The sequence below is a fragment of the Kineococcus vitellinus genome, assembly GCF_009906315.1.
Classification (GTDB): Bacteria; Actinomycetota; Actinomycetes; order Actinomycetales; family Kineococcaceae; genus Kineococcus; species Kineococcus vitellinus.
In genome coordinates, this window is sequence record NZ_JAAALL010000025.1 from 1 (window position 1) to 25890 (window position 25890).

The following is a 25890-nucleotide window of genomic DNA, read 5'->3' on the forward strand; positions in this document are numbered from 1 at the left end:
GGGGGGGACCATCACAGACCCGCCTTCCGCTCGCCCGTGGACGACCACGGGGTGATCAGCTTGGCCACCAGGCCGACGAGCAGGTACCCGAGGCCGGCGATCGCCCCGGACAGCAGCGCCAGGCCCCAGATCTGCGCGTAGCGCAGGTTCGTCTGGGCGGCGATGATCATGATGCCGAGGCCGGAGTCCACACCGCCGAAGTACTCCCCCAGCACCGCGCCGAGGAAGGCCGCGGGGGCGGCGAGCTTCAGGGCGGCGAAGACGTTGGGCAGCGCGGCGATCAGGCGCACCTTCACCAGTGCCGTCCAGCGCGAGCCGCCGTAGGCGCGCACGACGTCCAGCGCCGTGCGGTCGGCGGCGCGCAGCCCCAGCAGGCAGCCGACGACGGAGGTGAAGACGACGCTGATGGCCGCCAGGAAGATCGACGTCGTGCGCGAGCCGGGTTCGGAGACGATGAGCACGATCGGCCCGATCGCCGTCAGCGGGATGCAGTAGGAGATGACGGCGACCTGGTTGGCCGCCCCCTCCAGCGGCGGGACGAGCAGCACGAGGACGGCGATGGCGACGGCGAGCAGGTTGCCCCACAGCCAGCCCTGCGCGGCCGAGGACGTCGTGACGGACAGGTTGTCCCAGTACGTCGCGAAGCCGGTGTCGGCGAACTGCGCCAGGACAGCCCACGGGGTCGGCACGATGCCGTCGGCGCCGAAGAAGGCGGCGCTGACGACGCTCCAGAGCACCAGCACGAGCACGGCGCCGGCCAGCCCGCCCACCCAGGCGGGCAGGTCGCGGCGCGAGCGCGGGGCGCGGGCGGGCGTGACGCCGGTGACCTCGGCCTCGGTGCGGGTGGCGACGGTGACGTCCCCCATCAGTGCTCGTCCCCGCCGCTCGCGCCCTGGCCGGCCCGCCCGCCGCCGAAGAGGATCTCGGAGAGGCGGTCGTGGTAGGCGTGGAACTCCGGGGTGCGCATCATGTCGGGGGTGCGCGGACGGGGCAGGTCGATCTCCACGACCTCCACGACGCGGCCCGGGCGCGGGCTCATGACCGCGACGACGTCGGAGAGGAAGATGGCCTCGCTGATGCCGTGGGTGACCATGAGCGTGGTGGCCGGCTTCTGGGTCCAGATGCGCAGCAGCTCGACGTTCAGCCGCTGGCGGGTCATGTCGTCCAGCGCCCCGAACGGCTCGTCGAGCAGCATGACGCTCGGCTGCACCACCAGGCAGCGCGCGATGGACACGCGCTGGCGCATCCCGCCGGACAGCTGGGCGGGCTTCGCCTTCTCGAACCCGCGCAGGCCGACGAGGTCGATGAGCTCGTCGACCAGGCCGTCGTCGGCGCGCACGCCCGCGACCTCCAGCGGCAGCCGGATGTTGTGGGCGACGCTGCGCCAGGGCAGCAGCGCGGAGTCCTGGAAGGCGACGCCGAGCTCGTGGGCGCGCTGCAGCTCCCGGGTCGTCATGCCGTTGACCAGCGCCTGGCCGCCGGTGGGCGTCTCCAGCCCCGCCAGGATCCGCAGGATCGTCGACTTGCCGCAGCCGGAGGGGCCGAGCAGGGACAGGAAGGCGTTCTTGCGGGTGCCCAGGCTCGTCGCGTCGAGGGCGAGCACGCTCTTGCGCCCGAGGGTGAAGCGCTTGGTGAGCCCCTGGAGGTTGAAGCCGGTCGCCGCCTCGGGGCGGCCGAGCGGGTCCGTCGTCGCCGAGGCGGTTCCCGGTGCGGTGGACAGGGAGCTGGTGTCGTGCACCACGGGCGTGGGCCTTTCTCGAGGACGACGGGGAGGGGCGGCCGCGCGGCGTCAGCCGGTGATGAGGTCCGGGTTCTCCTCGTACACCTCGGCCAGCAGCGACAGGTCGAACAGCTGCTCGGCGGTGATGTCGGTGCCCATGACCGCCAGCGCCTGGATGTTCTCCTCGATCAGGGCGTCGGTCATGGTGAACAGGCCGTTGGCCCTGGTGTCGTCGGAGACGACGAGCAGGTTCTGCGCCTCGGCCTCCTTCGTCTGCTCCTCCAGGTCGAGGTCCTGGTCCTTGCCGTAGGTCTCCACGGCGAGCTTCGCACCGCCGGCGGGGTCGGCGACCGCGTCGTTCCAGCCCTGCACCTCGGCCTTGAGGAAGGCCTTGAGCATGTCGCGGGAGCCGTCGATCGTGGACTGCAGCACGGTGAAGGTCTCCGCGACGACCGGCAGGCCGTTGTCGGCGAAGCCCAGCGTGACGGGGGTCAGGCCGCGGCCGGCGAGCAGGACCGGCTCGTTGGTGAGGTAGGCCATGAAGGCGTCGACCTCGCCCGTCTCGACGACGGAGGGGTCGTACTGCACGGGGACGATGGTGAAGGTGGACGGGTCGACGCCGTTGGCGGTGCAGAAGCCGTCGAAGATCGTCTCGTTGCCGCCGGTCTGGATGCCGATGCGCTTGCCCGCCAGGTCGGCGAGGGTGCGCACGGGCACCTTCTGCTCGACGGACACCAGGCAGAACGGGTTCTTCTGGAAGGTGCTGCCGATGATCTTCAGCGGCGCCTCCTCGTTGACGATGGCCGGGGCGGTGAGGGTGGGCGCGGACAGCCCGACCTGGGCGCGGCGGGAGAGGACCATCGCCTCGGCCGCGGTGCCGGCGCTGCCGCCGGCGAGCAGGTTGACCTTCGAGAAGCCCGCGGCGCTGTAGTAGCCCTCGCTGTCGGCGAAGTACTCGCCGGCGAACTCGATGTTCTTGATCCACGACAGCTGGACGGAGATCTCCCCGAAGCCGTCGCCGCTGCCGCCGCCCGAGCTGCTGGCCGAGCTGGCGTCGTCGCCGCAGGCGCTCAGGCCGCTCGCGCCGGCCGCGGCCAGCAGGCCCAGCCCACCGGCCCGCAGGAGGCTGCGCCGGCTGCCGACCAGGGAGGGCAGGGCGGTACGGGGACGACGGGCCGGTTCGGTCATCTGCTGCTCCTGCGGGTGTGTGCCCGCCCGCACGGCGCGGGTCGGGGAGTGGAGGGAGGAGCGGACGCACCCGGGCGCCACGACGCTCCGGCGTCCTCCTGGCAGGTACTGAACCACCGGCGTCGCTCGGTCGTGTCACGTCGTCGTGAACGGCGTGTTACGCGGCCCCCGGTCGTGTTCCGGGCGCGTGAACGATCCGGCGCCGCGCGGTCGTTACACGCCGGAAACCCGCTCCCGGCCGGGCGTGTGGTCCCATCTGAACCACTCGGTTCAACGAAGGGAACGCCGCCCGTGCGCACCATGCACCTGGGAGTCTTCGAAGTGGCCTCGCCGCAGGTGGGTGGGACCCTCAGCTGGTCGCACCCGTGGAGCGACTCCGTCCACCACCGCGAGGTGGGGCACTGGATCGAGGTGGCCCGGCTGCTGGAGGACGCCGGCTTCGACTTCCTCTTCTTCGCCGACGGCTACGGCTACCCCTCCGTCGGCGGGGACCTGCCCGAGGCCGCCGCCCGCGGTGGCCTCAACTTCTCCGGCATCGACCCGATGCTGCTCATCCCCGCCCTCGCGCACGCGACCTCCCGGATCGGCTTCGTGGTCACCTCCTCCACGGGCATCGACCACCCGGTGGCGATGGCGCGCCGCTTCGCCACCCTGGACCACCTGACGGGCGGGCGGATCGGCTGGAACGTCGTCACCGGCGCCTCGCAGGACACCGTCGCGGCGCTGTTCGGCCACGAGCGGATGACCGCCCACGACACCCGCTACGAGATCGCCGAGGAGTTCGTCGACCTCTGCCTGAAGCTGTGGGAGGGCTGCTGGGAGGACGAGGCGCTCGTGGAGGACAAGGAGGCGGGCGTCTTCGCCGACCGCGACCGGCTGCACCGCGTCGAGCACGAGGGCCGGCACTTCCGCTCCTCGGGCTACTTCACGGTGGCCCCCTCCCGCCAGCGCACGCCCGTGCTCTTCCAGGCCGGCACCTCGGCGCGGGGCCGGGAGTTCGCCGCGGCGCACGCCGAGTGCGTCTTCCTGCAGGGCACGACCCTGCCGCACGCCGCGGGCAACGTCGCCGACATCCGCGCCCGCGCCGCCGCGCACGGGCGCGACCCGCGCTCGGTGCAGGTCCTCGTCGGCGCCACCGTCACCGTCGCCGCCACCCGCGAGGAGGCCCTGGCGCGGCGCGCGGAGTTCGAGGCGATGCAGACCGACGAGGTCGCCGCCGTCATCTACGCCGGCAACACCGGCATCGACCTGACCGCGCTGGACCCCGACCGCCCGCTCAGCCAGGTCCTGGAACCGGGCGCGGACGCGCGCATCGGGCAGATGGGCCAGAGCAACATCGACCGCTTCCGCCGCCCGGACGGGACGATGCCGCTGGTGCGCGAGGTGCTCGCCGAGCTGCGCGGGCGCGGCACCCGCGGTTTCACCGTCGTCGGCGACCCCGTCGAGGTGGCCGACCAGCTGGAGGAGATCGTCGACGTCACCGACGTCGACGGGTTCCTGCTGGAGGCGATCTTCTCCCCCGCCGACCACCGGCTGTTCTGCGAGCTGGTCGTCCCCGAGCTGCGCCGGCGCGGGCGGCTGCCGAGCGGGCCGGAGCGCCCCGCGGGCTCGGGGACGCTGCGCGAGCGCCTCGGGGCGCCGTCGGCGCGGCTGGCGCCCGACCACCCCGGCGCCCGCCACGCCGCGGCACTGCGCGGCGCGGTCGTGTGACGCTGGGAGACGTGACCTCGGCGGGCCCGCGGGTTCAGCGGGCCGCCGCGGCGCGGGCGCAGAACGCCGCGAGCGCCCGCGCCTGCACCGCGCCCACGCGCTGCACGTCGCCGGTGCTCAGCAGCGTCATCTGCAGGCCGCGCCACAGGGCCGTCAGCTCGGTGGCGCGGTCCTCGGCCTCCTCGGCGGGCAGCCCCTCGCGCACCAGCCGCGCCGCGGCCGGCCGGTGCCAGGCGGCGATGTCCCCCAGCAGGTCCGCGTACCCCGTGGCCCCCTGCGAGGCCTGGCCGAACACCTCGAAGAACAGCCGCAGGAACGGCAGGTGGGCGGGGTCGGCAATGGCGTCCCACACCCGCTGCAGGTCCTCGTGCAGGCCGCCCGTCCCCGACTCCAGCGCCGACCAGGCGTTCTCGAAACCGGGGAACACCTCGCGGGCCACGGTCTGCAGGGCCTCGCCGACCAGGCGCTCCTTGCTGCCGAAGTAGTACAGCAGCATGCGGTTGTTGGAACCCACCGCCCGCCCGAGCCCGCGCAGCGTCAGCGACGTGACACCCTGGGCCAGGACGTGCTCGGCCACCAGGCGCAGCAGCCGCTCGCGCTCCCCCGCGGGGGAGGCTGCCGCTGCGCGCTGGAGGGTCGTCACGACGGCAGGGTAACCGCCGTCACCCCACGAACCCCGTCGAGGAGGAACCCGTGCGCGATCTCGCCGCACTGCCGAAGGGCCACCTGCACATCCACCTGGAGGGCGCGATGCGCCCCGCGACGCTCGCTGAGTTCGCGACCGGGGCCGGTGAACCCGTCCCGCCGACGCGGGGCTTCACCTCCTTCCCGCAGTTCGTGGAGATGTACGACGGCGCCGTCGCGTTCATCCGCACCCGCGAGCAGCTGGCCCGGGTCGTGCGCGAGGTCGTCGAGGACGCCGCGCTCTCGGGGGCGGTGTGGATCGAGGCGCAGGCCAACCCGATATTCTACGTCCCGCGGTTCGGCACGCCCGAGGAGGTCCTCACGTTCGTCCTGGAGACCGGGCGGGCCGAGGCCGCCCGGCTGGGCATCGGCTTCGGGCTGATGGCCGTGGCCATCCGCAGCCTGCCCCCGGCCGAGGCGGAGTCGCTGGCGCACCTGGCCGCGGCCTTCGCCGACCGCGGCGTCGTCTCCTTCGGCCTGGCGGCCGACGAGGCGCTGTGGCCGCCGGCGCCCTTCGAGAGGGCCTTCGCCGTCGCCCGCGAGGCCGGGCTGGTGTCGGCGCCGCACGCCGGGGAGCTGCTCGGGCCCGACAGCGTGCGCGACGCCCTCGACAAGCTCGGCGCGCAGCGCGTGCAGCACGGCGTGCGCGCCGTCGAGGATCCCGAGCTGGTCGCCCGGCTGGCCGCGGAGGGGATCGTCCTGGACGTGTGCCCGACCTCCAACGTGGAGCTGTGGGTCGTGCCCGAGATCGGCCGCCACCCGCTGCCCGCGCTGCTGGAGGCCGGGGTGCGCTGCTCGATCAACGGCGACGACCCGCTGCTCTTCGGCCCCGGCCTGCTGGAGGAGTACGAGACCGCGCGCACCGCGCTCGGGCTGGCCGACGAGCAGCTGGCCGACGTCGCCCGCGCCTCCCTGGAGGGCTCGGCCGCCCCGGCCGCGTTCGTGGCCGAGCAGGTCGCGCGGGTGGACGACTGGCTGGCCGCTCCCGCCTGAGCCGCTCCCGCCCGGGCCACCCCCGCCGGAGCGGCCCGGGCGCGGCTCAGGCGTTGGCGACGAGGCCGAGCTCGGCGGGGGTCGCCAGGCCGGCGTGCTGCGGCAGCACGCGCACGGTGTAGCCGAACGGGCCGGTCTGGCGCAGCGCGAACTCGCCCTCGAAGCGGTGCCGGCCCTCGCCCAGCGGCTCGGCGTGGCGCAGCTGCACCGACCCGGAGGGGCGCAGCTCGTCGGACTCGCTGACGCGGCCGTGGACGACCTGGACCTGGACGTCGGAGGGCGAGAGCGCACCAAGGGTCACGAAGGCGCGGACGTGGACGACGTCGCCGATCTGCGCGGAGTCGCCCACCCCGGCGGACTCCACGTGGTCCACGTGCACGCCCGCCCAGGCACCGCGCACCTCGCCCTTCCAGCGGGCGAGGTCGCGGGCGCCGGCCGCGGAGGAGGCCAGCGCCGCGCGGCCCGCCCGGGCGGCGGGCACGTACAGCTGCTCGACGTAGTCGGTGACCATGCGGCTGGCGAGGACCTTCGGGCCCAGCGAGGCCAGGGTGTGGCGCACCATCTCCAGCCAGCGCGAGGGCAGGCCCCGCTCGTCGCGGTCGTAGAAGCGCGCGGCCACCGAGTTCTCGACGAGGTCGTAGAGCGCGGCCGCCTCCAGGTCGTCGCGGTGGTCGGGGTCCTCGACGCCGTCGGCGGTGGGGATGGCCCAGCCGTTGCCGCCGTCGAACCACTCGTCCCACCAGCCGTCCAGGATGGACAGGTTGAGCCCGCCGTTGAGGGCGGCCTTCATCCCCGACGTGCCGCAGGCCTCGAAGGGGCGCAGCGGGTTGTTCAGCCACACGTCGCAGCCCGGGTACAGCTGCAGCGCCATGGTGATGTCGTAGTTGGGCAGGAAGACGATGCGGTGGCGCACGGCCGGGTCGTCGGCGAAGCGGACCACCTCCTGGATGAGGCGCTTGCCCGTCTCGTCGGCCGGGTGCGACTTGCCGGCGATGACCAGCTGCACGGGGCGCTGGGGGTGCAGCAGCAGCGAGCGCAGCCGCTCGGGGTCGCGCAGCATGAGCGTCAGCCGCTTGTAGGTCGGCACCCGGCGCGCGAAGCCGATGGTGAGCACGTCGGGGTCGAGGACGTCCTTGGTCCACGACAGCTCCGCCTCCGAGGCGCCGCGCTGCAGCCAGGACAGCTTCAGCCGGCGGCGGGCGTCCTCGACCAGGCGCCCGCGCAGCAGCCGCCGGGTGCGCCAGATCTCCTCGTCGGGGACCTGGTCGACCTTCTCGAAGCCCTCCCCCTCGGCAGCCAGCTGCGGCCCGATGTACTGCTTGCCCATCTGGATCACCTCCGGCGCCACCCACGTGGGGGCGTGCACGCCGTTGGTGATCGAGGCGATCGGCACCTCCGGGGCGTCGAAGCCCGGCCACAGGCCGTCGAACATGCCGCGGCTGACCGCGCCGTGCAGCTGCGAGACGCCGTTGGCGCGCTGGGCCAGCCGCAGGCCCATGACGGCCATGTTGAAGACGCCGGGGTCGCCACCGGGGTAGTCCTCGGCGCCCAGGGCCAGGACGCGCTCGACGGGCACCCCCGGCAGCGGGTTGTCGGGGCCGAAGTACAGCTCGATCTGGTCGCGGCCGAAGCGGTCGATGCCGGCCGGGACCGGGGTGTGGGTGGTGAAGACGGTGGCGGCGCGGACGGCCTCCAGCGCCTCCTCGAAGGCCAGCCCGCGGCCGACGTGCTCGCGGATGCGCTCGACGCCGAGGAAACCCGCGTGCCCCTCGTTGGTGTGGTACACCTCCGGCTCGGGCGCCCCGCCGAGGCGGGACCACGTGCGCAGGGCGCGCACGCCGCCGATGCCGCACAGCAGCTCCTGCTGCAGCCGGTGCTCGCCGCCGCCGCCGTAGAGGCGGTCGGTCACCGAGCGCGCGGCGTCGTCGTTGTCCTCGACGTCGGAGTCCAGCAGCAGCAGCGGGACGCGGCCCACCTGCGCCTTCCACAGCTGCGCGACCAGGCGCCGGCCGCCGGGCAGGTCCACCGACACCTTCGCGGGCGTCCCGTCGTCCTCGCGCAGCAGCGACAGCGGCAGCCCGTCGGGGTCGAGGACGGGGTAGGTCTCCTGCTGCCAGCCGTCGCGCGAGAGGGACTGCTTGAAGTAGCCGGTCGCGTAGAACAACCCGACGCCGACGACGGGGACGGCGAGGTCGCTGGCCGACTTCAGGTGGTCCCCGGCCAGGATGCCCAGGCCGCCGGAGTACTGCGGCAGCGCGCCCGTGATCCCGAACTCCATCGAGAAGTAGGCGATCGAGGCGGGCGCGTCGGCGCCCAGGCGGGCGTACCAGCCGGGCCGCGACAAGTAGGCGCGCAGGTCCGCCGCGGCCGCCTCGACGCGGGCCACGAAGGCCGGGTCGGCGGCGAGGGCCTCCAGCTGCTCGGTGCGCAGCGCCCCCAGCAGCGCCCCCGGCTCGCGGTGGACGGCCGCCCACGCGGCCGGGTCCATCGACTCGAAGAGGTCGCGGGTGGGCTTGTGCCAGGACCAGCGCAGGTTGCTCGCCAGCTCGCCCAGCGGCGTCAGCGGAGCGGGGAGCACGGTGCGGACGGTGAAGCGCCTGATTGCTCTCACGGGCGCCGACACTAGACCCGCGGCCGCCCCCCGGCGAGGGGCTGCGCCCGCTCCGCGCGACTTCTCCCCCCACCCTCGGTAGGTTGCCGGTCGTGACGACCGAGCAGCAGACGACACGTGCGTCCAAGGCCCAGGCCGCGCCCGGTGGGGGCTCCCCGCGGGCGGCGGCCCGCCCGGGCACCGCCCCCCTCGTCGGCCGGATCCCGGTGCTCGGCGTGGAGCCGACCGTCGACGCCGGCCGCTGGCCGGCCACGGCCGTCCCGGGCGAGCTGGTGCCCGTGCGCGCGACGGTCTTCCGCGAGGGCCACGACGCGGTGGCGGCGACCGCGGTGCTGGTGCGCCCGGACGGCACCGACGGCCCCTCGGTGCGCATGACGCTGGTCAACAAGGGCACCGACGCCTACGCCGCGGTCCTGGTGCCCGACGCCGAGGGCGACTGGGGCCTGCGGGTCGAGGGCTGGTCGGACCCCTACGGCACGTGGGACCACGACGCCACCATCAAGGTCGAGGCGGGCGTCGACGTGGCGCTCATGCTCGAGGAGGGCGCGCGGCTGCTGGAGCGCGCCGCCGCCCAGCCGGGCCGGGCGGCCGCCGACGCCGAGGTCCTGGGGGCTGCGGCGAACAGCCTGCGCGACACCTCCCGCGGCGACCACGAGCGGCTGGACGCCGGGCGCACCCCGCAGGTTCGCGAGGTCCTGGACCGCCTCCCGCTGCGCGACCTCGTCAGCCCCTCGCAGACCTACCCGCTGCGCGTGGAGCGGCGGCTGGCCGCCTTCAGCGCCTGGTACGAGTTCTTCCCCCGCTCCGAGGGCGCCCGCTACGACGAGGAGGCCGGGCGCTGGGTCTCCGGCACCTTCCGCACCGCCGCCGAGCGCCTGCCCGCGATCGCCGACATGGGTTTCGACATCGCCTACCTGACGCCGGTGCACCCCATCGGGCGCATCAACCGCAAGGGACCCAACAACTCGCTGACCGCCGGCCCGGAGGACCCGGGCTCGCCGTACGCGATCGGCGCGGCCGAGGGCGGCCACGACGCGATCCACCCCGACCTGGGCACCTTCGAGGACTTCGACTTCTTCGTCGCCCGGGCCAGGGAGGCGGGCCTGGAGGTCGCGCTGGACCTGGCGCTGCAGTGCGCGCCGGACCACCCGTGGGTCGCCGAGCACCCCGAGTGGTTCACCACCCGCGCCGACGGCACCATCGCCTACGCGGAGAACCCGCCGAAGAAGTACCAGGACATCTACCCGCTGAACTTCGACAACGACCCGGCCGGCATCTACGCCGAGGTCAAGCGCGTCGTCGACGTCTGGATCTCCCACGGGGTGACGCTCTTCCGCGTCGACAACCCGCACACCAAGCCGGTGGAGTTCTGGGAGTGGCTCATCGCCGAGGTCGCCCGTGAGCACCCCGAGGTCGTCTGGCTGTCGGAGGCCTTCACCCGGCCGGCGATGATGCACACCCTGGCCAAGGTCGGCTTCCAGCAGTCGTACTCCTACTTCGCCTGGCGCAACGCCGCCTGGGAGGTCCGCGAGTACGTGGAGCAGCTGACGAGCGAGTCGGCGCACTACATGCGGCCCAGCTTCTGGCCCACCACGCACGACATCCTCACGCCCACCATGCAGTACGGCGGCCCGCCGGTCTTCAAGCTGCGCGCGGTGCTGGCGGCGCTGCTCAGCCCCTCCTGGGGCATCTACTCCGGCTACGAGCTCGTCGAGCACGCCGCCCGCCCCGGCGCGGAGGAGCAGCTGGACAACGAGAAGTACCAGTACCGCCCCCGCGACTGGGCCAGGGCGGAGGCCGAGGGCTGGAGCCTGGCGCCCTACCTCAAGCGCCTCAACGAGGTCCGCCGCGCGCACCCCGCGCTGCAGCAGCTGCGCGGCACGGTCTTCCACGCCAGCGACGACGAGAACGTGCTGTGCTTCTCCCGCCGGCGGGTGGACCCCGACGGCACCGAGGACCTCGTCCTCGTGGTCGTCAACCTCGACCCGCACGCCACCCGCGAGACGACGGTCCACCTGGACATGGCCGCGCTGGGCCGGCAGTGGTGGGACCGCTTCACCGTCACCGACGAGCTGACCGGGGCCACCTACGAGTGGGGGGAGCACGACTACGTGCGCCTGGACCCCTACACCCAGCCCGCCCACGTCTTCACCGTCCGGAGCTCCTGACGGTGGAGGGCGCCTTCCAGGGGTTGCAGTCGCGCACGGGCCTGCGCAACGACCCCCAGTGGTACAAGACCGCCGTCTTCTACGAGGCGCTCGTGCGCGCCTTCGCGGACTCCAACGGCTCCGGCACCGGCGACTTCAGCGGCCTGACGGCCAAGCTGGACTACCTGCAGTGGCTGGGCATCGACTGCATCTGGCTGCCGCCGTTCTTCGCCTCCCCGCTGCGCGACGGCGGCTACGACATCTCCGACTACAACGCCGTGCTGCCCGAGTTCGGGACGCTGCACGACTTCCAGGCCCTGGTCACCGAGGCCCACCAGCGCGGCATCCGGATCATCATCGACCTGGTGATGAACCACACCAGCGACCAGCACCCGTGGTTCCAGGCCAGCCGCACCGACCCGCAGGGCCCGTACGGGGACTTCTACGTCTGGAGCGACACCGACGCCAGGTACGCCGACGCGCGCATCATCTTCGTCGACACCGAGACGTCCAACTGGACGTTCGACCCGGTGCGCCGCCAGTACTTCTGGCACCGCTTCTTCTCCCACCAGCCGGACCTGAACTTCGACAACCCGGCCGTCGAGGAGGCGATGTTCGACACCGTCCGCTTCTGGATGGACATGGGCATCGACGGCTTCCGCCTCGACGCGGTCCCCTACCTCTACGAGGCGGAGGGGACCAACGGCGAGAACCTGCCGGCCACGCACGACTTCCTCAAGCGGCTGCGCCGGATGGTCGACGAGGAGTACCCCGGCCGCGTCCTGCTGGCCGAGGCCAACCAGTGGCCCTTCGACGTCGTGGAGTACTTCGGCACCGAGGAGGAGCCGGAGTGCCACATGTGCTTCCACTTCCCCGTCATGCCGCGGCTGTACTACGCGATGCGCGAGGGCCGGGCGACGCCGATCGTCGACATCCTCTCCGCCACGCCGGACATCCCGGTCTCCAGCGGCCAGTGGGGGACGTTCCTGCGCAACCACGACGAGCTGACCCTGGAGATGGTCACCACCGAGGAGCGCGCCGCCATGTACGGCTGGTACGCCCCGGACTCGCGCATGCGCGCCAACATCGGCATCCGCCGCCGGCTGGCGCCGCTGCTGGACAACTCCCGCCCGGAGATCGAGCTCATCCACGCGATGGTGCTCTCGCTGCCCGGCAGCCCGTGCCTGTACTACGGCGACGAGATCGGGATGGGCGACAACATCTGGCTCGACGACCGCGACGCGGTGCGCACGCCGATGCAGTGGACCCCGGACCGCAACGCCGGGTTCTCCGCCGCCGACCCCGGCAAGCTGTACCTGCCGACCGTCCAGTCGCTCGTCTACCACTACCAGTCGGTCAACGTGGAGGCGCAGCTGGCGACCGGCTCCTCGCTGCTGCACTGGGTGCGCAACGTCCTGGCGGTGCGCCGCCGGCACCCGGCCTTCGGCCTGGGCCGCTACGCGGCGCTGACCAGCCGGCACCCCGACGCCGAGGAGCCCGCCGCCGGGGGCGACGACGGCTACTGCAGCAACGAGGCCGTGCTGGCCTTCCTGCGCGTGCTCGAACCGACGACGGAACAGGAGGGTGAGACCGTGCTCTGCGTCAACAACCTGTCCGACCACGCCCAGTCCGCCGTGCTGCGCATGCCCGGCCGGGCCGGGTCGAGCGTGCGCGACGTCTTCGGCGGCGCCGCGTTCCCCGACGTGGACGACGAGGACGGGCTGACCGTCACCCTCGGCCCGCGCGGCTTCTTCTGGCTCAAGCTCGGAGGTGGCGCGTGAGCGCCCCGGTCCCCGCCGACGCGGCGGTCGACGAGGCGGTCGCCGAGCTGCTGGGCGCGTGGGCGCCGCGGCAGCGCTGGTTCGCCCACAAGGGCGTCGCCGCGCACGTGGTGCGCATCGAGCGCACCCCCCTCGACGAGGCCGGGGTGGCCCAGCTTGTCGCGCTCACCGTCCGCTCCGGCGGGGACGGGGAGGGCGCGCAGGGCGTGGACACCGTCTACTCCGTCCCGCTGACCGTGCGCCCCGCTCCCGACGAGGACCTGGCGCACGCGCTCGTCGGGCACCTGCCGGACCTGCCGGACGGGCCCGCCTGGGTCTACGACGGCCCGCACGACCCGACGTGGACGCGGGCGCTGCTGACCCTGGTCGCCGCCGAGGAGGGCGCCGGGTCGGCGACCTTCGGCGCCCACGGGACCAGCGCCGACGGCGGGCTGCCGATCCCGGCCGGGGCGCGCACGAAGGTCCTCGGCGGCGAGCAGTCCAACACCTCCATCGTCGTGCGCGCCGACGAGGGCGAGGTCCCCCTCATCGCCAAGGTGTTCCGCGTGCTGTCCGCCGGGGACAACCCCGACGTGGTCGTGCAGACGGCGCTGGCCGCGGCCGGCTGCGCCCGCGTGCCCCGCCCCGCCGGCTGGGTCGACGGGCAGTGGACGGCGCCGGACGGCTCCCGCGCCGCCGGGCACCTGGCCCACGTCACCGAGTTCCTGGCCGGTTCCGAGGACGCCTGGCGGGTGGCGACCGCCGCCGTCGGCGCCGGCCGCGACTTCACCACCGAGGCGCGCGAGCTGGGCCGCGCCACGGCCGAGGTGCACGCCCTGCTGGCCGCCGAGCTGGCGACCGAGCCGGCCACCCCGCAGCGGCTGGGGGCGCTGGCCGACGGCCTGGCCGAGCGGGTCGCCTGGGCGAGCGCCGCGGTGCCGCAGCTGGGCGGGGCCGCCGCGGCCGCCGCGGAGCGCGTGGAGGCGGTGCGCCACGTGCGGGACGCGCCGGCGCTGCAGCGCGTGCACGGGGACTACCACCTCGGGCAGGTGCTGCACTCCCCCGCGCGCGGCTGGGTGCTGCTGGACTTCGAGGGCGAGCCGCTGCGCCCGCTGGCCGAGCGCAGCAGGCCCGACCTGGCGCTGCGCGACGTGGCGGGGATGCTGCGCTCCTTCGACTACGCCGCCTCCTCGGTGCCCGCGCCGGACGCGGCGTCCGCCGCGTGGGGAGCGGCCTGCCGCGAGGCCTTCCTCGACGGCTACGCCGCCGCCGGCGGGGACGACCCGCGCGTGCCCGGCTCCGGGGCCGCCGTGCTGCTCGCGGCGCTGGAGCTGGACAAGGCCCTCTACGAGGTGGTCTACGAGGCGCGCAACCGCCCCGACTGGCTGCGCATCCCGCTGGGGGCCGTGCAGCGCCTCGTCGCCGCCGGCTGAGCCGCCCAGCACCGGTCCGACCCGCGTCGGGCCACGTCCGAGCCCAGCTGACCCGACCCGTCCTCCAGAGGCGAGGTCCGACCGATACCGGGAGACTCACCACCATGGACACAGCGAGCGGAGGGCCCACCCCTCGTCCCGTCGACGCCGACGACCTGGCGCGTGCCGCGGCGGGCGCGCACTGGTCGCCGCACTCCGTCCTGGGCGCCCACCCGCACGGCGACGCCGTCACCTACCGCGTGCTGAAGCCGTTCGCCTCCACCGTCGCGGTCGTGACCGAGGACGGCTCGCGCATCGGCCTGGTGCACGAGCACGAGGGCGTGTGGGTCGGCGTGCACCCCGGCGGCACCGTCGGCGACTACCGCGTCGAGGTGAGCTACGGCGACGGCGAGCCGCACCTGGTCGACGACCCGTACCGCTTCCTGCCGACGGTCGGCGAGGTGGACCTGCACCTCATCGGCGAGGGGCGCCACGAGGAGCTGTGGGAGGTCCTCGGCGCCCACGTGCGCCACTGGCAGGGCCCGATGGGCCCCGTCGAGGGCACCTCGTTCGCGGTGTGGGCGCCCAACGCCCGCGCCGTGCGCGTCGTCGGCGACCACAACCACTGGAACGGGCGCACCGAGGGCATGCGCTCGCTCGGCTCCTCGGGCGTGTGGGAGCTCTTCGTGCCCGGCGTCGTCGCGGGCTCGCGCTACAAGTACGAGATCCTCGGCGCCGACGGGCACTGGCGCCAGAAGGCCGACCCGCTGGCCCAGGCCACCGAGGTGCCCCCGGCGACCGCGTCGGTGGTCACCGAGTCCGGCTACGCGTGGGGCGATGGGGCGTGGATGGACGCGCGCGCCGCCTCCGACCCGCACGCGGGTCCCGTCTCCGTCTACGAGGTGCACCTCGGCTCCTGGAAGCAGGGCCTGGGCTACCGCGAGCTGGCGACCGAGCTCGTCGACTACGTCAAGGACGCCGGGTTCACCCACGTGGAGTTCCTGCCCGTCATGGAGCACCCCTTCGGCGGCTCCTGGGGCTACCAGGTCTCCGGCTACTTCGCGCCGACCTCGCGCTTCGGCTCCCCCGACGAGCTGCGCCACCTCGTCGACGCGCTGCACCAGGCCGGCATCGGCGTCATCATCGACTGGGTCCCGGGGCACTTCCCCAAGGACGAGTTCGCGCTCGGCAAGTTCGACGGGACCGCGCTCTACGAGCACCCGGACCCGCGCAAGGGCGAGCAGATGGACTGGGGCACGTACGTCTTCGACTTCGGCCGCAGCGAGGTGCGCAACTTCCTCGTCGCCTCGGGGCTGTACTGGCTGGAGGAGTTCCACGCCGACGGCCTGCGGGTGGACGCGGTGGCGTCGATGCTGTACCTGGACTACTCGCGCAAGGAGGGCGAGTGGATCCCCAACCAGTACGGCGGCCGGGAGAACCTGGAGGCGATCAGCTTCCTGCAGGAGGCCAACGCCACCGCCTACAAGCGCTACCCGGGGATCATGATGATCGCCGAGGAGTCCACCGCCTTCCCGGGCGTGACCGCCCCCACCAGCGGCGGCGGGCTCGGCTTCGGGCTGAAGTGGAACATGGGCTGGATGCACGACACCCTGCAGTACGTCTCGCAGGACCCGGTGCACCGCCAGTACCACCACGGCGAGCTGACCTTCAGCCTCGTCTACGCCTTCAGCGAGAACTTCTGCCTGCCGATCTCGCACGACGAGGTGGTGCACGGCAAGGGGTCGCTGCTGCGCAAGATGCCCGGCGACCGCTGGCAGCAGCTGGCCAACGTCCGCGCCTACCTGGGCTACATGTGGTCCCACCCCGGCAAGCAGCTGCTCTTCATGGGTTCCGAGATCGGCCAGGAGGCCGAGTGGTCGGAGGCGCGCTCGCTGGACTGGTGGCTGCTGGACACCCCCTGGCACAAGGGGCTGCACAACCTGGTGCGCACCATGAACGCGGCCTACCGCGAGCACCCGCAGCTGTGGTCGCAGGACTTCTCCCCCGCCGGCTTCGAGTGGATCGACGGCGGTGACAGCGCCCGCAACCTCGTCTCCTTCGTGCGCCGCGACACCGAGGGCAACCCGCTGGTGGCGATCTGCAACTTCTCCGGCAGCGCCTACGAGGACTTCCGCGTGGGGCTGCCGCAGGCCGGCCCGTGGAAGGAGCTGCTCAACACCGACGCCGAGGAGTTCGGCGGCTCCGGTGTCGTGAACACCGCCACGATCAGCGCCGACGACACCGCGTGGAACGGGCGGAAGTTCTCCGCCCAGCTGCGGGTGCCGCCGCTGGGCGTGACCTGGCTGGTCCCCGGCCGCTGAGCCGGCCCGGTCAGGAGCAGGCACCGCACGCCCTGCACGCACCGCGGCCCCGGCCGGAGCGCGAAGCTCCGGCCGGGGCCGCGGTGCGTGCGGGGCGGGGTCAGCCCTTCCCGCCGTGCCCGCCGCCGTGCCCACCGCGACGGCCGTCGTCGCGGCCGCCGTCCTGGTCGGCGACGAAGGAGGCCACCCACGCCAGCGGCGCGTTCCAGTTGACCGTGATCTCGTTGGTCGACCACGAGCCGATGTCGTCGACGTAGCAGAACTGCGCGGCGCACCCGTCCGGGAACAGCGGCGCCGTGATCGGGTCACCGCTGGTGGCGGTGGGCGAGTACGGGCCGCCGGCCACCGTGCCCGCGGGCGGGTTCGGCAGCGACGGGTCGAGCTGGTGCGCGTACATCCGCGAGTGCTGGTTCTGCGAGTACACGTCGCCGTAGCCGGTGACGTAGGAGTTGTTCAGCGCGTTGCGGCCGAAGAGGTAGTCCATGGTGCGGACCACCCCGTCGCGGTACTCGTCGCGGCCGCTGACGTCGAACGCGGTGCCCAGCAGCTGGGCGTTGTTGAGGATCGCGCTGTTGGAGCCCCACGCGTACTGGCCGTCCTCGGGGGCGTAGAGCTGCCCGAAGGGCTGGGCGGCCTGCTCGGCGAGACGGCGGTCGGCGGCCTCGAGCACCGAGCGCCGCACCGAGCGCAGCTCCGCCGCGTTCAGCCTGCTCGGGACGGTGGCCAGGTCCAGGCGGGCCAGCGCCCCGACGTGGCCCCAGTCGAAGCCGCCGGGGGTGAAGACGTCGGCGGTGTGGACGGGAGAGCCCAGGACGTCCTTGCGGAACCGCGCCTCACCGGTGGTCAGGTACAGCTCGGCGGCCGCCCAGTAGAACTCGTCCGACACCTCGGCGTCGTCGTAGGGACCGCTGCCCGGGTTGGGGTCCACGGCCGCGTCCGGCGCCGGGGCGTACAGGTCCGGGGTGGCCTTCGCCGCGGCGTACGCGGTGCGGGCCGCGGCCAGCAGCCGCTGCGAGAACGCCCTGTCGTACGGGGCGAACAGGCGCGCGCCCTGCGCGGCGGTCGCGGCGACGTTGAGGGTCGCCGCGGTGGAGGGGCGGTACAGCACGCGCGGCTGCGGATCGGTGGCCGGGTCCTGCGGCAGGCCGGTCCAGTCGGCGTCGGCGACCTTGTGGAAGACCATGCCGGCGTGCGGGTGGCCCGGCTGGACCTGCATCTTCAGGAACCACTCCAGCTCCCAGCGCGCCTCGTCGAGCAGGTCGGGCACGCCGTTGCCGGCCTCGGGGATGCGCAGGGTGCCGTCGGCCAGCGCCCGGCGGTCCGCGGTGGGCGCGTGCAGGCTGCGCTCGTGCTGCTGCAGCAGCTGGCCCACGGCGATGCCGCCGTTGACGACGTACTTGCCGTGGTCGCCCGCGTCGTACCAGCCGCCGGTGACGTCGGTGGTGTAGTCGCACGTCCAGGGCTCGTCGCCCTGGGCCACGAGGAGCTGCTGCGAGTCGTCGTCGAGGCTCTGGCACGGCACCGCGGTGTCGCCCTGGTTGGGGGCGACGCCGACGTGGCCGGCGGCGCGGCCGTAGCCGGGCGCGAGCTCGTCGGAGATCGGGGTGCCGCTGCGGTTGGTGTAGAAGAACGTCATGGCGTCGTCGCGCAGGCGCTCGTAGGCGGCCTCGCCGATGTCGAAAGGGTGGCTGCTCTCGCCGTCGGCCACCAGCACGTAGCCGGTGCCGCCCTTCGCGTAGCGGCCGAAGTCGATCGTGTGCACGTTCAGCCCGGCGCTGGGGTCGACCCCGCGCGGGGTGGTCCTGCCCTGCGCGACGACCTTTCCGGCCGCGCTCTGCAGCCGCCAGGGCAGCGGGCTCGTGGCGTCGGTGACCAGCGTGGCGCCCTTGGGGCCCTCGGGCAGGTACGCCTCCTGGTTCACCCGCACGCGCGGGCCGGTCTCGGGCACGTACGGCGGGCGCTCGGCGCCGCCCTCGAGGACGACGTCGTCCACGCACAGGGTGTAGCCGACGGCGTTGACGACGTCCTGCTGGAAGGCGAGCTGCGCCTTCGGGTAGTCGCGGTCCGCGGTGAAGAAGTACTCGTAGGTGCCGAAGGCCGACGCGAAGGCGGGCTTGTCGGCGGGCAGGAACTGCTGGTAGTCGACGTCCGCGCCGCCCTGGACGACCACGCGCACCGGGCCCTCGGTGGCCGGGGTGCTGCGGGCGCGGAAGCTCAGCCGGTACGTCTCGCCCGCGGTGAGCGGCACCTCCTGCTGGATCGCGGCGCTGTAGGCGCCGCTGCCGGCGGGCACGGTGGTGCAGCCGGCGCCGTCCTGGACGGAGGCGGCGGGGTAGATCGTCCAGCCGGTGGTGCCGCCGTCGAAGGTGCCGTTGACGACCTGGTCGGCGGCCTGCGCCGCCGTCGGGGCGAGCAGCAGGCCGGCGGGGACGAGCAGTGCGGTGGCCGCGGTGATCGCGCGAGTGCGGCGCTTCCGCCGGGAGTGCGAAGGCACGGGGTTCCCTCCTCATTGAGAGCGCTCTCAGAGCGCGTGGGGGAAGCCTCACCCGCCAGTCGCCGTCTGTCAATGCCGACGCACAACCCGTGCCCAGGGCGCCCGGTCGCGGCGGGGGGACCGCCGCTGCGACCGGGTGCCCCGCGAGGCTCAGGCGAGGCCGTTGGCGGTCAGGAACTCCTTGGCCACCGACGCGCTGTCCTGCTTGTCGACCTGCACCTTCGCCAGCGCCTGGGTGAGGTTCTCGGTCGTCAGCTTCGCCGAGAACGCGTCGAGCGCGTCGCTGATCGCCTGGTCGTTCTTGGAGGAGCGGATGAGCGGCAGGATGTTCTGCGCGAGGAAGAGGTTCTTCGGGTCCTGCAGGACCACGAGGTCGTTGGTCTCGATGGCCGAGTCGGTGGAGAAGACGTTGCCGACCTGGATCGTGCCGTCGGTCAGCGCCCCGATGGTCAGCGGCCCGCCGGCGTCCAGGGGGCGGAACTCCTTGAAGGTGACGCCGTACTGCTCCTCGAGCCCGATGAGGCCCTGGTAGCGCTCCTGGAACTCCGGGCCCGCACCGCAGACCAGCTCACCGGCCACGGGGGCGAGGTCCTCGATGCTCGTCAGCGAGTACTTCGCCTGGGTGGCGGCGGTGACCGTGAGGGTGTCCTTGTCCTCGGCGGCCGACTGCTGCAGCGTCTCGGTGCCCTCGGGCAGGACGTCCTGGAGCGCGTCGTACACCTGCTCGGGGGTGGAGACGCCCTCCGGGGCGCCGCCGTCGACGAGCGCGGACAGCAGGGCCCCGTTGTACTCAGGCAGCAGGTCGATGGAGCCGTCCTGCAGCGCCTTGAGGTACACCTCGCGGGCCCCGATGTTGAACTTGCGCTGGACCTCCACGCCCTCGCCCTCCAGCACCTGGGCGTACATCTCGGCGATGAGCTCGCTCTCGGGGAAGTTGGCCGAGCCGATGACGACGGTCGAGGCCTCGGCGGCCCCGCCGCTGTCCGCGGTCTCCTGGGCCAGCGGGTCCTCGCCGCCGCCGCAGGCGGCCGCGGTCAGGGTGGCGCCACCGGCGAGGGCGAGACCGAGCATGCTCCTGCGGTTCATCATCGTGCCTTCCAGACGGTTCTTCACGGACGGTCCTGCGGGTGGTGCGGGTGGTGCGGTCGGTGCGCTGGTGCGGCTCGTGCGGGTCACAGGACCCCCGCGTCGAGGGGCGACTCTGCCACGGGGCGCGCCGGGCGCGAGCGCCCCAGGCCGCGCCCGCTGATGCCCGGGGAGACGACGCGGCGCTGCACCAGGCCCAGCAGGAGGTCCAGCGCGATCGCCAGGGCGGCCACGACGACCGCGCCGGCGACGACGCGGCCGTAGTCGTTGAGCGCGAGGCCGTCCACGAGCAGGCGCCCGAGCCCGGACAGGCCCGTGTAGGCGGCGACGGTGGCGGTGGAGACGACCTGCAGCACACCGGCGCGCAGCCCGCCGAAGACGACCGGCAGGGCCATCGGCAGCTCCACGCGCAGCAGCACCTGCAGCCCGCTCATGCCCATCCCCCGCGCGGCGTCGACCGCGTTCGGGTCCACCGAGCGCAGCCCGGCGTAGGTGGAGGTGAGGATCGGCGGCACGACGAGGACGACGAGCGCGATGAGGACGGGCAGGAACCCGATGCTCATGAGGGTCACGAGCAGGCTGAGCAGCCCCAGCGTGGGCAGCGAGCGGCCGGCGTTGCCGGCGTTGATGGCCAGGAACGCGCCCCGGCCGGTGTGCCCGATGAGCATGCCGAGCGGCAGGGCGATGAGGGCGCCGACCAGCACGGACAGGGCCGTGTAGCCGAGGTGGGCCAGCAGCAGGTGCGGGATGCTGCCGGCGACCGACCAGTCCCAGTGCGAGGGGTCGAGCAGGTACGGGGTGTCGTCCACGGCTCAGGACCTCCTCTCGGCCAGGCGCGTCCACGGGGTCGTGGCGCGCTGCAGCGCGACGATCAGCAGGTCGGCGACCGCCGCCAGCAGCACCGAGAGCACGATCCCCACGACGATGGGCGCGGGGTAGGCCAGCTGCAGCCCGCGGGTGAACAGCGCCCCCAGGCCGCCGACGCCCAGCAGCGCTCCCACGCTCACCAGGGAGATGTTCGAGACCGCCGCCACCCGCAGGCCCGCCAGCACGACGGGCAGCGCCAGCGGCAGCTCGACGCCCACCAGGCGCCGGGTGCGGGTGTAGCCCATCGCCGTGGCCGCCTCGGTCAGCGCCGGGTCCACCGCGCGCAGGCCGTCGGAGACCGTCCGCGCCATCAGCGCCACCGTGTAGATCGCCAGCGCCACGACGATGTTCACCGGCGACAGGATCCGCGTGCCCAGCACGTAGGGCAGCGTCACGAAGACCGCCAGCGAGGGGATCGAGTACACGACCCCGGAGACGTTGAGCAGCGGCTGGTAGAGCCAGCGGAAGCGGACCCCGAGGTAGCCCAGCGGCAGGGCGACCACCGCGCCGATGAGCAGCGGCACCACCGCCAGCACCACGTGCTGGCCGAGCGCGTCGAGGACGGCGGCGTGGTTGCCGCGCAGGTAGTCCAGCACCGAGTTCACGCCAGCGGCCCCCCGGAGGCGGCGGCCGGTGCCCGGCGCTGCTCGAGCACCTCGACGACGTCGCGGTGGTGGACCAGGCCGGTGGCGCGGCCGGTGGCGTCGACGTGGACGGCGACGCCCACCGGCGAGGTGAGGGTGAGGTCCAGCACCGTGCGCAGCGAGTCGCCGGGGCCGAACGTGCCCGGCGGCCCGGCGTCGGCCCCGGCCGGCACCCCGACGCCCTCCCAGCCGAGCGGGCGGCCCGCCGCGTCCAGCACCAGGACGGGGGCGCCGGCCTCGTCGAGGGGGCGCAGCCGCAGCCCGTCGACGCCCTCGAACGACAGCCCGCGGTAGCCGCGGTCGCGGCCGACGAAGTCGCGCACGAAGGCGTCCGCGGGCCGCGTCAGCAGCTCGCGGGGGGTGCCGACCTGGGCCAGGTGCCCGCCCTGGCGGAAGACCGCGATGCGGTCGCCGAGGACGACGGCCTCGTCGATGTCGTGGGTGACCATGACGATCGTCTTGCCCAGCTCGGCCTGCAGCCGCAGGAACTCCTGCTGCAGCTGCCCGCGCACGACGGGGTCGACGGCGCTGAACGGCTCGTCCATGAGCAGCACCGGCGGGTCGGCGGCCAGCGCGCGGGCGACGCCGACGCGCTGCTGCTGGCCGCCGGACAGCTGCGCGGGGTAGCGGTCGGCGAAGGCCGCGGGCAGCCCGACGCGCTCCAGCAGCTCGACGGCGGCCGCCCGCTGGCGGCGCCGGCCCAGCAGCCTCGGCACGGTGAGGACGTTGTCGACGACCGTGCGGTGCGGGAAGAGGCCGGCGTGCTGGATGACGTAGCCGATGCCCCGGCGCAGCGCGGCCGCGTCCTGCCCGCGCACGTCGCGCCCGTCCAGGAGCACCCGGCCGCCGGTGGGCTCCACCATCCGGTTGACCATCCGCAGCGAGGTCGTCTTGCCGCAGCCGGAGGGCCCGACGAAGACGGTGGTCAGCCCCGTCGGCACCTCCAGGTCCAGGTGCTCCACGGCGACGGTGCCGTCGGGGAACTGCTTGCGGACGGCCTCGAAGGTGATCACAGCGGCGGCTCCGTGGTTGGACCGCGACGCACCGGGGCGCCGTCTGGCAGGCGGGTGGACAGCTCGGGCGGAGGGGCGGGGTTCGTGGGCGAGCCACTGTACGTGGCCCGTCCGACAGCACGGCGGAGCACCCCGGCGTCCGTGCGGGCCGGGCCACGAGTGCAGCACCCGCGCGCGCGGTCCGCACCCGGAGGAGCGCTCAGCCGCCCCAGCCGGCGGCCAGCAGCTCGCCCAGGCGGTCCAGGTCGCGGCCGTAGGGGCGGTCCAGCACGTCCTCGCCGAGCACCCCGGCCACGGCCTCCAGCGCCGCGGTCGCCGCCGGGGCCAGCCCCGCCAGCCCGCCGCGCAGCAGCCGCGCCCGGTGCACCGCCAGCAGCTCCACCGCCAGCACCTCGCGCAGGCCCGCGACGGCCTCGCCCGCGCACTCGGCGGCCTCCAGCGCGAAGCTCTGCACGTCCTCCTGCCCCAGCGAGGTCTCCACGGCACCGCTCAGCGCCGGCAGCGCGAAGCGGCGCAGCCGGTGCACGACCCCGACGGCGCGCTTGTGCACGGCCACCAGCCCCGCGTGCACGCCCGGCTGCGGCGACAGCTGCGGCGGCAGCCCGCTCTGGCGGGGGTCCAGCATCCGGTGGGTGCGCGCGGCGCTGGTGTCGGCCAGGTGCACCAGCGCGGCGACGAGGCCGTCCAGCCCCGCCGCCAGCTCGGTGCCGGCGAACCCGGCGGTGCCGGTGAAGGCGCCCTCCAGCAGGGCCGGGGAGTCGCTCACCCCCTCCAGGGCGCGGTCCACGGCCTCGAGCAGCGCGTCCAGGCGGCGCTGCGCCAGCGCCAGGGCGGGGGCGCCCACGCGCAGCGACACCGGCGCCTGCAGGCCGTGCACGTCCCCGGCCGGGCGGTACCAGCGCAGCCGCGCGGCCACCGCGGCGAGGACGTCGTCACCGCGCGCGGCCGCCGGGTGCAGCGGGTCGTGGCTGGCGCGCAGCACCTCCGCGCTCGCCGCCAGCACCAGCGCGCCCTGGCGCAGCAGCAGGCGGGTGTCGGCGGCGCGCAGCAGCGCCAGCGCCGTCGCGACGGGGACGCCCTCCAGCAGGGCCACGCCCTCCTTGGCGCCGGGCGCGAACGGCGGCAGCCAGCCGCCCTCCAGGGTGTCGGCGCCGGTGCGCTCGCCGCCGAGCACGACCGCCCCCAGGTGCGCCAGCGGCACGATCTCCCCCGCCGCGCCGTTGCCGCGCGCCGGGACCCGCGGGTGCACCCCGGCCGCCAGCAGCGCGGCCAGGCGCTCGCACAGCTGCGGCGAGACGCCCGCCTCCGGGTGCAGCAGGGTGCGCAGCCGGACCGCGAGGACGGCGCGCACCTCGCGCCGCGACAGCCACGGGGCCGAGCCCACGGCGCGGCCGACGACGAGGTGCGCCTGGTGGCGGGCGCGGGCCTGCTCGTCGAGGGCGATGCCCGCCATCGCCCCCATGCCGGTGGTGACCCCGTAGACGGGGCCCGCGGAGGTCAGCGCGGCCAGCGCGGCCGCCCGCGAGCGCTCGAGACCGGCCAGCAGGTGCTCGCCGAGCTCGACGCCCTCCCCCGCGGCGACCGCCTCCAGCGCCGCGCGGTCCAGGTCGCCCGGCGCGTCCACCAGCACGTGCCGCCCCCTCCCCGGCCGCCGCGCCTCAGCCGCGGCCGGGCAGCGGCGAGCGCATCGCCGACAGCGCCGGCGCGTGCAGCGGCGCGGTCCGCCAGGCGCCGCGGAACTCCCCGCTGCGCTCGTCCAGGCGCAGGTGCAGCCGGTGCGGGGTCTCGGCGAAGACGACGTCGAGGCGCGAGGGGCTGCCGGAGACGGCCACCGGGCCGGTGCCCGCCCAGCTGCCGCGCCCCACGGCCAGGCGCAGCTCCTCGCCGGAGTCGACGAGCACGACCTCCCCGCCCTCCACGCGCAGCGCGCTCAGCGAGGCCGGCTCGCTGCCCAGGGCCGGGCGGAAGGCCCCCTGCGGCAGCTCCCCGCCCGCGTCGGGGACGGGCGGCAGCTGCGCGGCGGCCAGCCGCTCGCGCAGCGCCTGCTCGCGCTGCGCGGCGTCCGCGGGCAGCCGCGGGTCCGACAGCGCGGGCAGCAGGTGCTTCCAGACGGCCTCCAGCAGGGCCTGGGTGTCGGTGCTCTGCGAGGTGATCGCGACGACGGCGTCCTGCTCGGGCAGCACGAGGGCGAACTGCCCGTACGCGCCGTCGGCGCGGTAGCCGTGCCGCGAGCGCCAGAACTGGAACCCGTAGCCCAGCTGCCAGTCCGCGCTCGGGTGGGCGGAGGTGTCCACGTGGGAGCTGCCGGCCTCGCGCACCCACCGCTCGTCCAGCAGCCGCTCGCCCGCCCACGCCCCGCCGGCCAGGTGCAGCTGGCCCAGCGCGGCGACGTCCTCGGTCGTGGCGTGCAGGCCGGAGAAGCCGATCTCGCGGCCGGCGTCGTCGCGGATCCAGCCGACCTCACCGACGCCCAGCGGGTCCAGCAGCCGCGGGCGCAGGTACTCCACGAGGCCCTGCCCCGAGACGCGCTGCACGATCGCGGCGAGGGCGTAGGTGCACGGCTGGTTGTAGGTGAACAGGCTGCCGGGCTCGGCCTCCGGCGGCAGGCGCAGGAAGCCGCGCACGACGTCGCCGGAGGGGTCCTGCTGCGCCCGCTGGAGCGTCTCCTCGCGGTGCCCGCTGGCCATCGCGGCGACGTGGCGCACGAGGGTGCGCCGCGAGCGCTCGTCGCGCACGTCCGCGTCCAGCTCGGGGAAGTACGACAGCACCGGCGCGTCGAGGTCGACGAGCCCCTCGGCGACCGCGAGGCCCAGGGCGGTGGCGGTGAAGCTCTTGCTCACCGAGTACAGCAGGTGCGGGCGCTCGGGCCCGTACGGCTCCCACCAGCCCTCGGCGACGACGGCGCCGTGCCGCAGCACCTGCAGGCCGTGCAGCTCCACCCCGGGCAGGGCCTCGACGGCGTCGAGGAAGGCGTCGACGCCGCGCGCGTCCACCCCCTGCTCGGACGGGCTCGTGCGCGGCAGCCGGGTGCGCGGGCGGACCTCGGACGTGGCTCCTGTGCTCACGGCGCCGACTCTACGGCCGGGCCCGGCAAACCCGTTGCGGCGCCCGCGCGCGCCGGCGCAGCATCGAGGGGTCCTGGTGTCGAGGCGAGGAGCGCGCGCGGTGCTGATCTGACGTGCCCCGGTCCCCCGGCCCCCGCGCGCCGCGCGGGGGCCACCGGCCCACGTCCCCAGGAGC

18 protein-coding genes are annotated in these 25890 nt (G+C 74.4%); 6 read left to right on the top strand and 12 right to left on the bottom strand.

The annotated features are described in order from the left end of the window. Positions 1 to 11: 11 nt before the first annotated feature. Genes GTQ99_RS04130 through GTQ99_RS04140 form a run of 3 tightly spaced genes read right to left on the bottom strand, consistent with a single transcriptional unit; the run spans position 12 to position 2908 of the window. Entirely contained in the window at positions 12 to 866 is an 855-nt protein-coding gene (locus GTQ99_RS04130; RefSeq protein WP_166614476.1) for an ABC transporter permease, read from the bottom strand. Continuing rightward, positions 866 to 1741, bottom strand: coding sequence for an ABC transporter ATP-binding protein (locus GTQ99_RS04135; RefSeq protein ID WP_338074711.1), 876 nt, complete (start codon positions 1739 to 1741; stop codon positions 866 to 868). Before GTQ99_RS04135 ends, GTQ99_RS04130 begins: the two co-directional genes overlap by 1 nt. Before the next feature lie 48 nt (positions 1742 to 1789). Then, positions 1790 to 2908 carry an ABC transporter substrate-binding protein gene (locus GTQ99_RS04140; protein ID WP_166614477.1) on the bottom strand — a complete coding sequence of 373 codons (1119 nt, stop codon included), beginning with the start codon at positions 2906 to 2908 and terminating at the stop codon, positions 1790 to 1792. Between the two features lie 300 nt (positions 2909 to 3208). Here GTQ99_RS04140 and GTQ99_RS04145 point away from each other — a divergent pair, with 300 nt between their 5' ends. After that, positions 3209 to 4618, top strand: a complete 1410-nt coding sequence (locus GTQ99_RS04145; protein ID WP_240896747.1) for an NtaA/DmoA family FMN-dependent monooxygenase — start codon at positions 3209 to 3211, stop codon at positions 4616 to 4618. Positions 4619 to 4652: 34 nt separating this feature from the next. Here GTQ99_RS04145 and GTQ99_RS04150 read toward each other — a convergent pair whose 3' ends face one another. Next, positions 4653 to 5261 carry a TetR/AcrR family transcriptional regulator gene (locus tag GTQ99_RS04150; RefSeq protein WP_166614479.1) on the bottom strand — a complete coding sequence of 203 codons (609 nt, stop codon included), beginning with the start codon at positions 5259 to 5261 and terminating at the stop codon, positions 4653 to 4655. Positions 5262 to 5311: 50 nt separating this feature from the next. On the opposite strand from GTQ99_RS04150, the gene add reads away from it, so the two are divergent. Further along, positions 5312 to 6295, top strand: a complete 984-nt coding sequence (gene add / locus GTQ99_RS04155; protein ID WP_166614480.1) for an adenosine deaminase — start codon at positions 5312 to 5314, stop codon at positions 6293 to 6295. Positions 6296 to 6341: 46 nt separating this feature from the next. Here the strand turns inward: add and glgP are convergent, their stop codons facing one another. Continuing rightward, positions 6342 to 8906: an alpha-glucan family phosphorylase gene (gene glgP, locus GTQ99_RS04160; RefSeq protein ID WP_166614481.1), complete on the bottom strand. Its 2565-nt coding sequence runs from the start codon at positions 8904 to 8906 to the stop codon at positions 6342 to 6344. 92 nt (positions 8907 to 8998) lie between these two features. Between glgP and GTQ99_RS04165 the strand changes: the two genes are divergently transcribed. The 4 genes from GTQ99_RS04165 to glgB all read left to right on the top strand — a co-directional run bounded on the left by GTQ99_RS04165 (position 8999) and on the right by glgB (position 16546). Further along, positions 8999 to 11074, top strand: a complete 2076-nt coding sequence (locus GTQ99_RS04165; RefSeq protein ID WP_166614482.1) for a maltotransferase domain-containing protein — start codon at positions 8999 to 9001, stop codon at positions 11072 to 11074. 2 nt (positions 11075 to 11076) lie between these two features. Further along, positions 11077 to 12834, top strand: a complete 1758-nt coding sequence (gene treS / locus GTQ99_RS04170) for a maltose alpha-D-glucosyltransferase (RefSeq protein WP_338074713.1) — start codon at positions 11077 to 11079, stop codon at positions 12832 to 12834. Beyond that, a complete protein-coding gene (locus GTQ99_RS04175) occupies positions 12831 to 14246 on the top strand; it encodes a maltokinase N-terminal cap-like domain-containing protein (protein WP_166614483.1) in 1416 nt (471 codons plus the stop codon). Before treS ends, GTQ99_RS04175 begins: the two co-directional genes overlap by 4 nt. A 104-nt stretch (positions 14247 to 14350) precedes the next feature. Next, entirely contained in the window at positions 14351 to 16546 is a 2196-nt protein-coding gene (gene glgB, locus GTQ99_RS04180) for a 1,4-alpha-glucan branching protein GlgB (protein WP_166614484.1), read from the top strand. A gap of 100 nt (positions 16547 to 16646) precedes the next feature. Here the strand turns inward: glgB and GTQ99_RS04185 are convergent, their stop codons facing one another. The 7 genes from GTQ99_RS04185 to GTQ99_RS04215 all read right to left on the bottom strand — a co-directional run bounded on the left by GTQ99_RS04185 (position 16647) and on the right by GTQ99_RS04215 (position 25715). Continuing rightward, the gene (locus tag GTQ99_RS04185; protein ID WP_166614485.1) at positions 16647 to 19040 is read right to left on the bottom strand and encodes a glycoside hydrolase family 9 protein; all 2394 of its coding nucleotides are present in this window, start codon (positions 19038 to 19040) and stop codon (positions 16647 to 16649) included. A gap of 150 nt (positions 19041 to 19190) precedes the next feature. Continuing rightward, positions 19191 to 20126 carry an ABC transporter substrate-binding protein gene (locus tag GTQ99_RS04190; RefSeq protein ID WP_166614492.1) on the bottom strand — a complete coding sequence of 312 codons (936 nt, stop codon included), beginning with the start codon at positions 20124 to 20126 and terminating at the stop codon, positions 19191 to 19193. 86 nt (positions 20127 to 20212) lie between these two features. Continuing rightward, positions 20213 to 20935: an ABC transporter permease subunit gene (locus tag GTQ99_RS04195; RefSeq protein ID WP_166614486.1), complete on the bottom strand. Its 723-nt coding sequence runs from the start codon at positions 20933 to 20935 to the stop codon at positions 20213 to 20215. 3 nt (positions 20936 to 20938) lie between these two features. Continuing rightward, the gene (locus GTQ99_RS04200; protein WP_338074715.1) at positions 20939 to 21598 is read right to left on the bottom strand and encodes an ABC transporter permease; all 660 of its coding nucleotides are present in this window, start codon (positions 21596 to 21598) and stop codon (positions 20939 to 20941) included. Then, complete coding sequence (locus tag GTQ99_RS04205) at positions 21595 to 22650, bottom strand: ATP-binding cassette domain-containing protein (RefSeq protein ID WP_166614487.1); 1056 nt, start codon at positions 22648 to 22650, stop codon at positions 21595 to 21597. The genes GTQ99_RS04200 and GTQ99_RS04205 overlap by 4 nt, the downstream gene beginning before the upstream one ends. A 199-nt stretch (positions 22651 to 22849) precedes the next feature. Then, the gene (locus GTQ99_RS04210) at positions 22850 to 24280 is read right to left on the bottom strand and encodes an aromatic amino acid lyase (protein WP_166614488.1); all 1431 of its coding nucleotides are present in this window, start codon (positions 24278 to 24280) and stop codon (positions 22850 to 22852) included. 28 nt (positions 24281 to 24308) lie between these two features. Then, positions 24309 to 25715, bottom strand: coding sequence for a serine hydrolase (locus GTQ99_RS04215; RefSeq protein WP_166614489.1), 1407 nt, complete (start codon positions 25713 to 25715; stop codon positions 24309 to 24311). Positions 25716 to 25890: the final 175 nt, after the last annotated feature.

What these genes read in the sequence shown, in the direction of transcription:
- GTQ99_RS04190 (WP_166614492.1), bottom strand. Translation starts at nt 20,126, where the DNA reads ATGAACCGCAGGAGCATGCTCGGTCTCGCCCTCGCCGGTGGCGCCACC.
- GTQ99_RS04130 (WP_166614476.1), bottom strand. Translation starts at nt 866, where the DNA reads ATGGGGGACGTCACCGTCGCCACCCGCACCGAGGCCGAGGTCACCGGC.
- GTQ99_RS04140 (WP_166614477.1), bottom strand. Translation starts at nt 2,908, where the DNA reads ATGACCGAACCGGCCCGTCGTCCCCGTACCGCCCTGCCCTCCCTGGTC.
- GTQ99_RS04145 (WP_240896747.1), top strand. Translation starts at nt 3,209, where the DNA reads ATGCACCTGGGAGTCTTCGAAGTGGCCTCGCCGCAGGTGGGTGGGACC.
- glgB (WP_166614484.1), top strand. Translation starts at nt 14,351, where the DNA reads ATGGACACAGCGAGCGGAGGGCCCACCCCTCGTCCCGTCGACGCCGAC.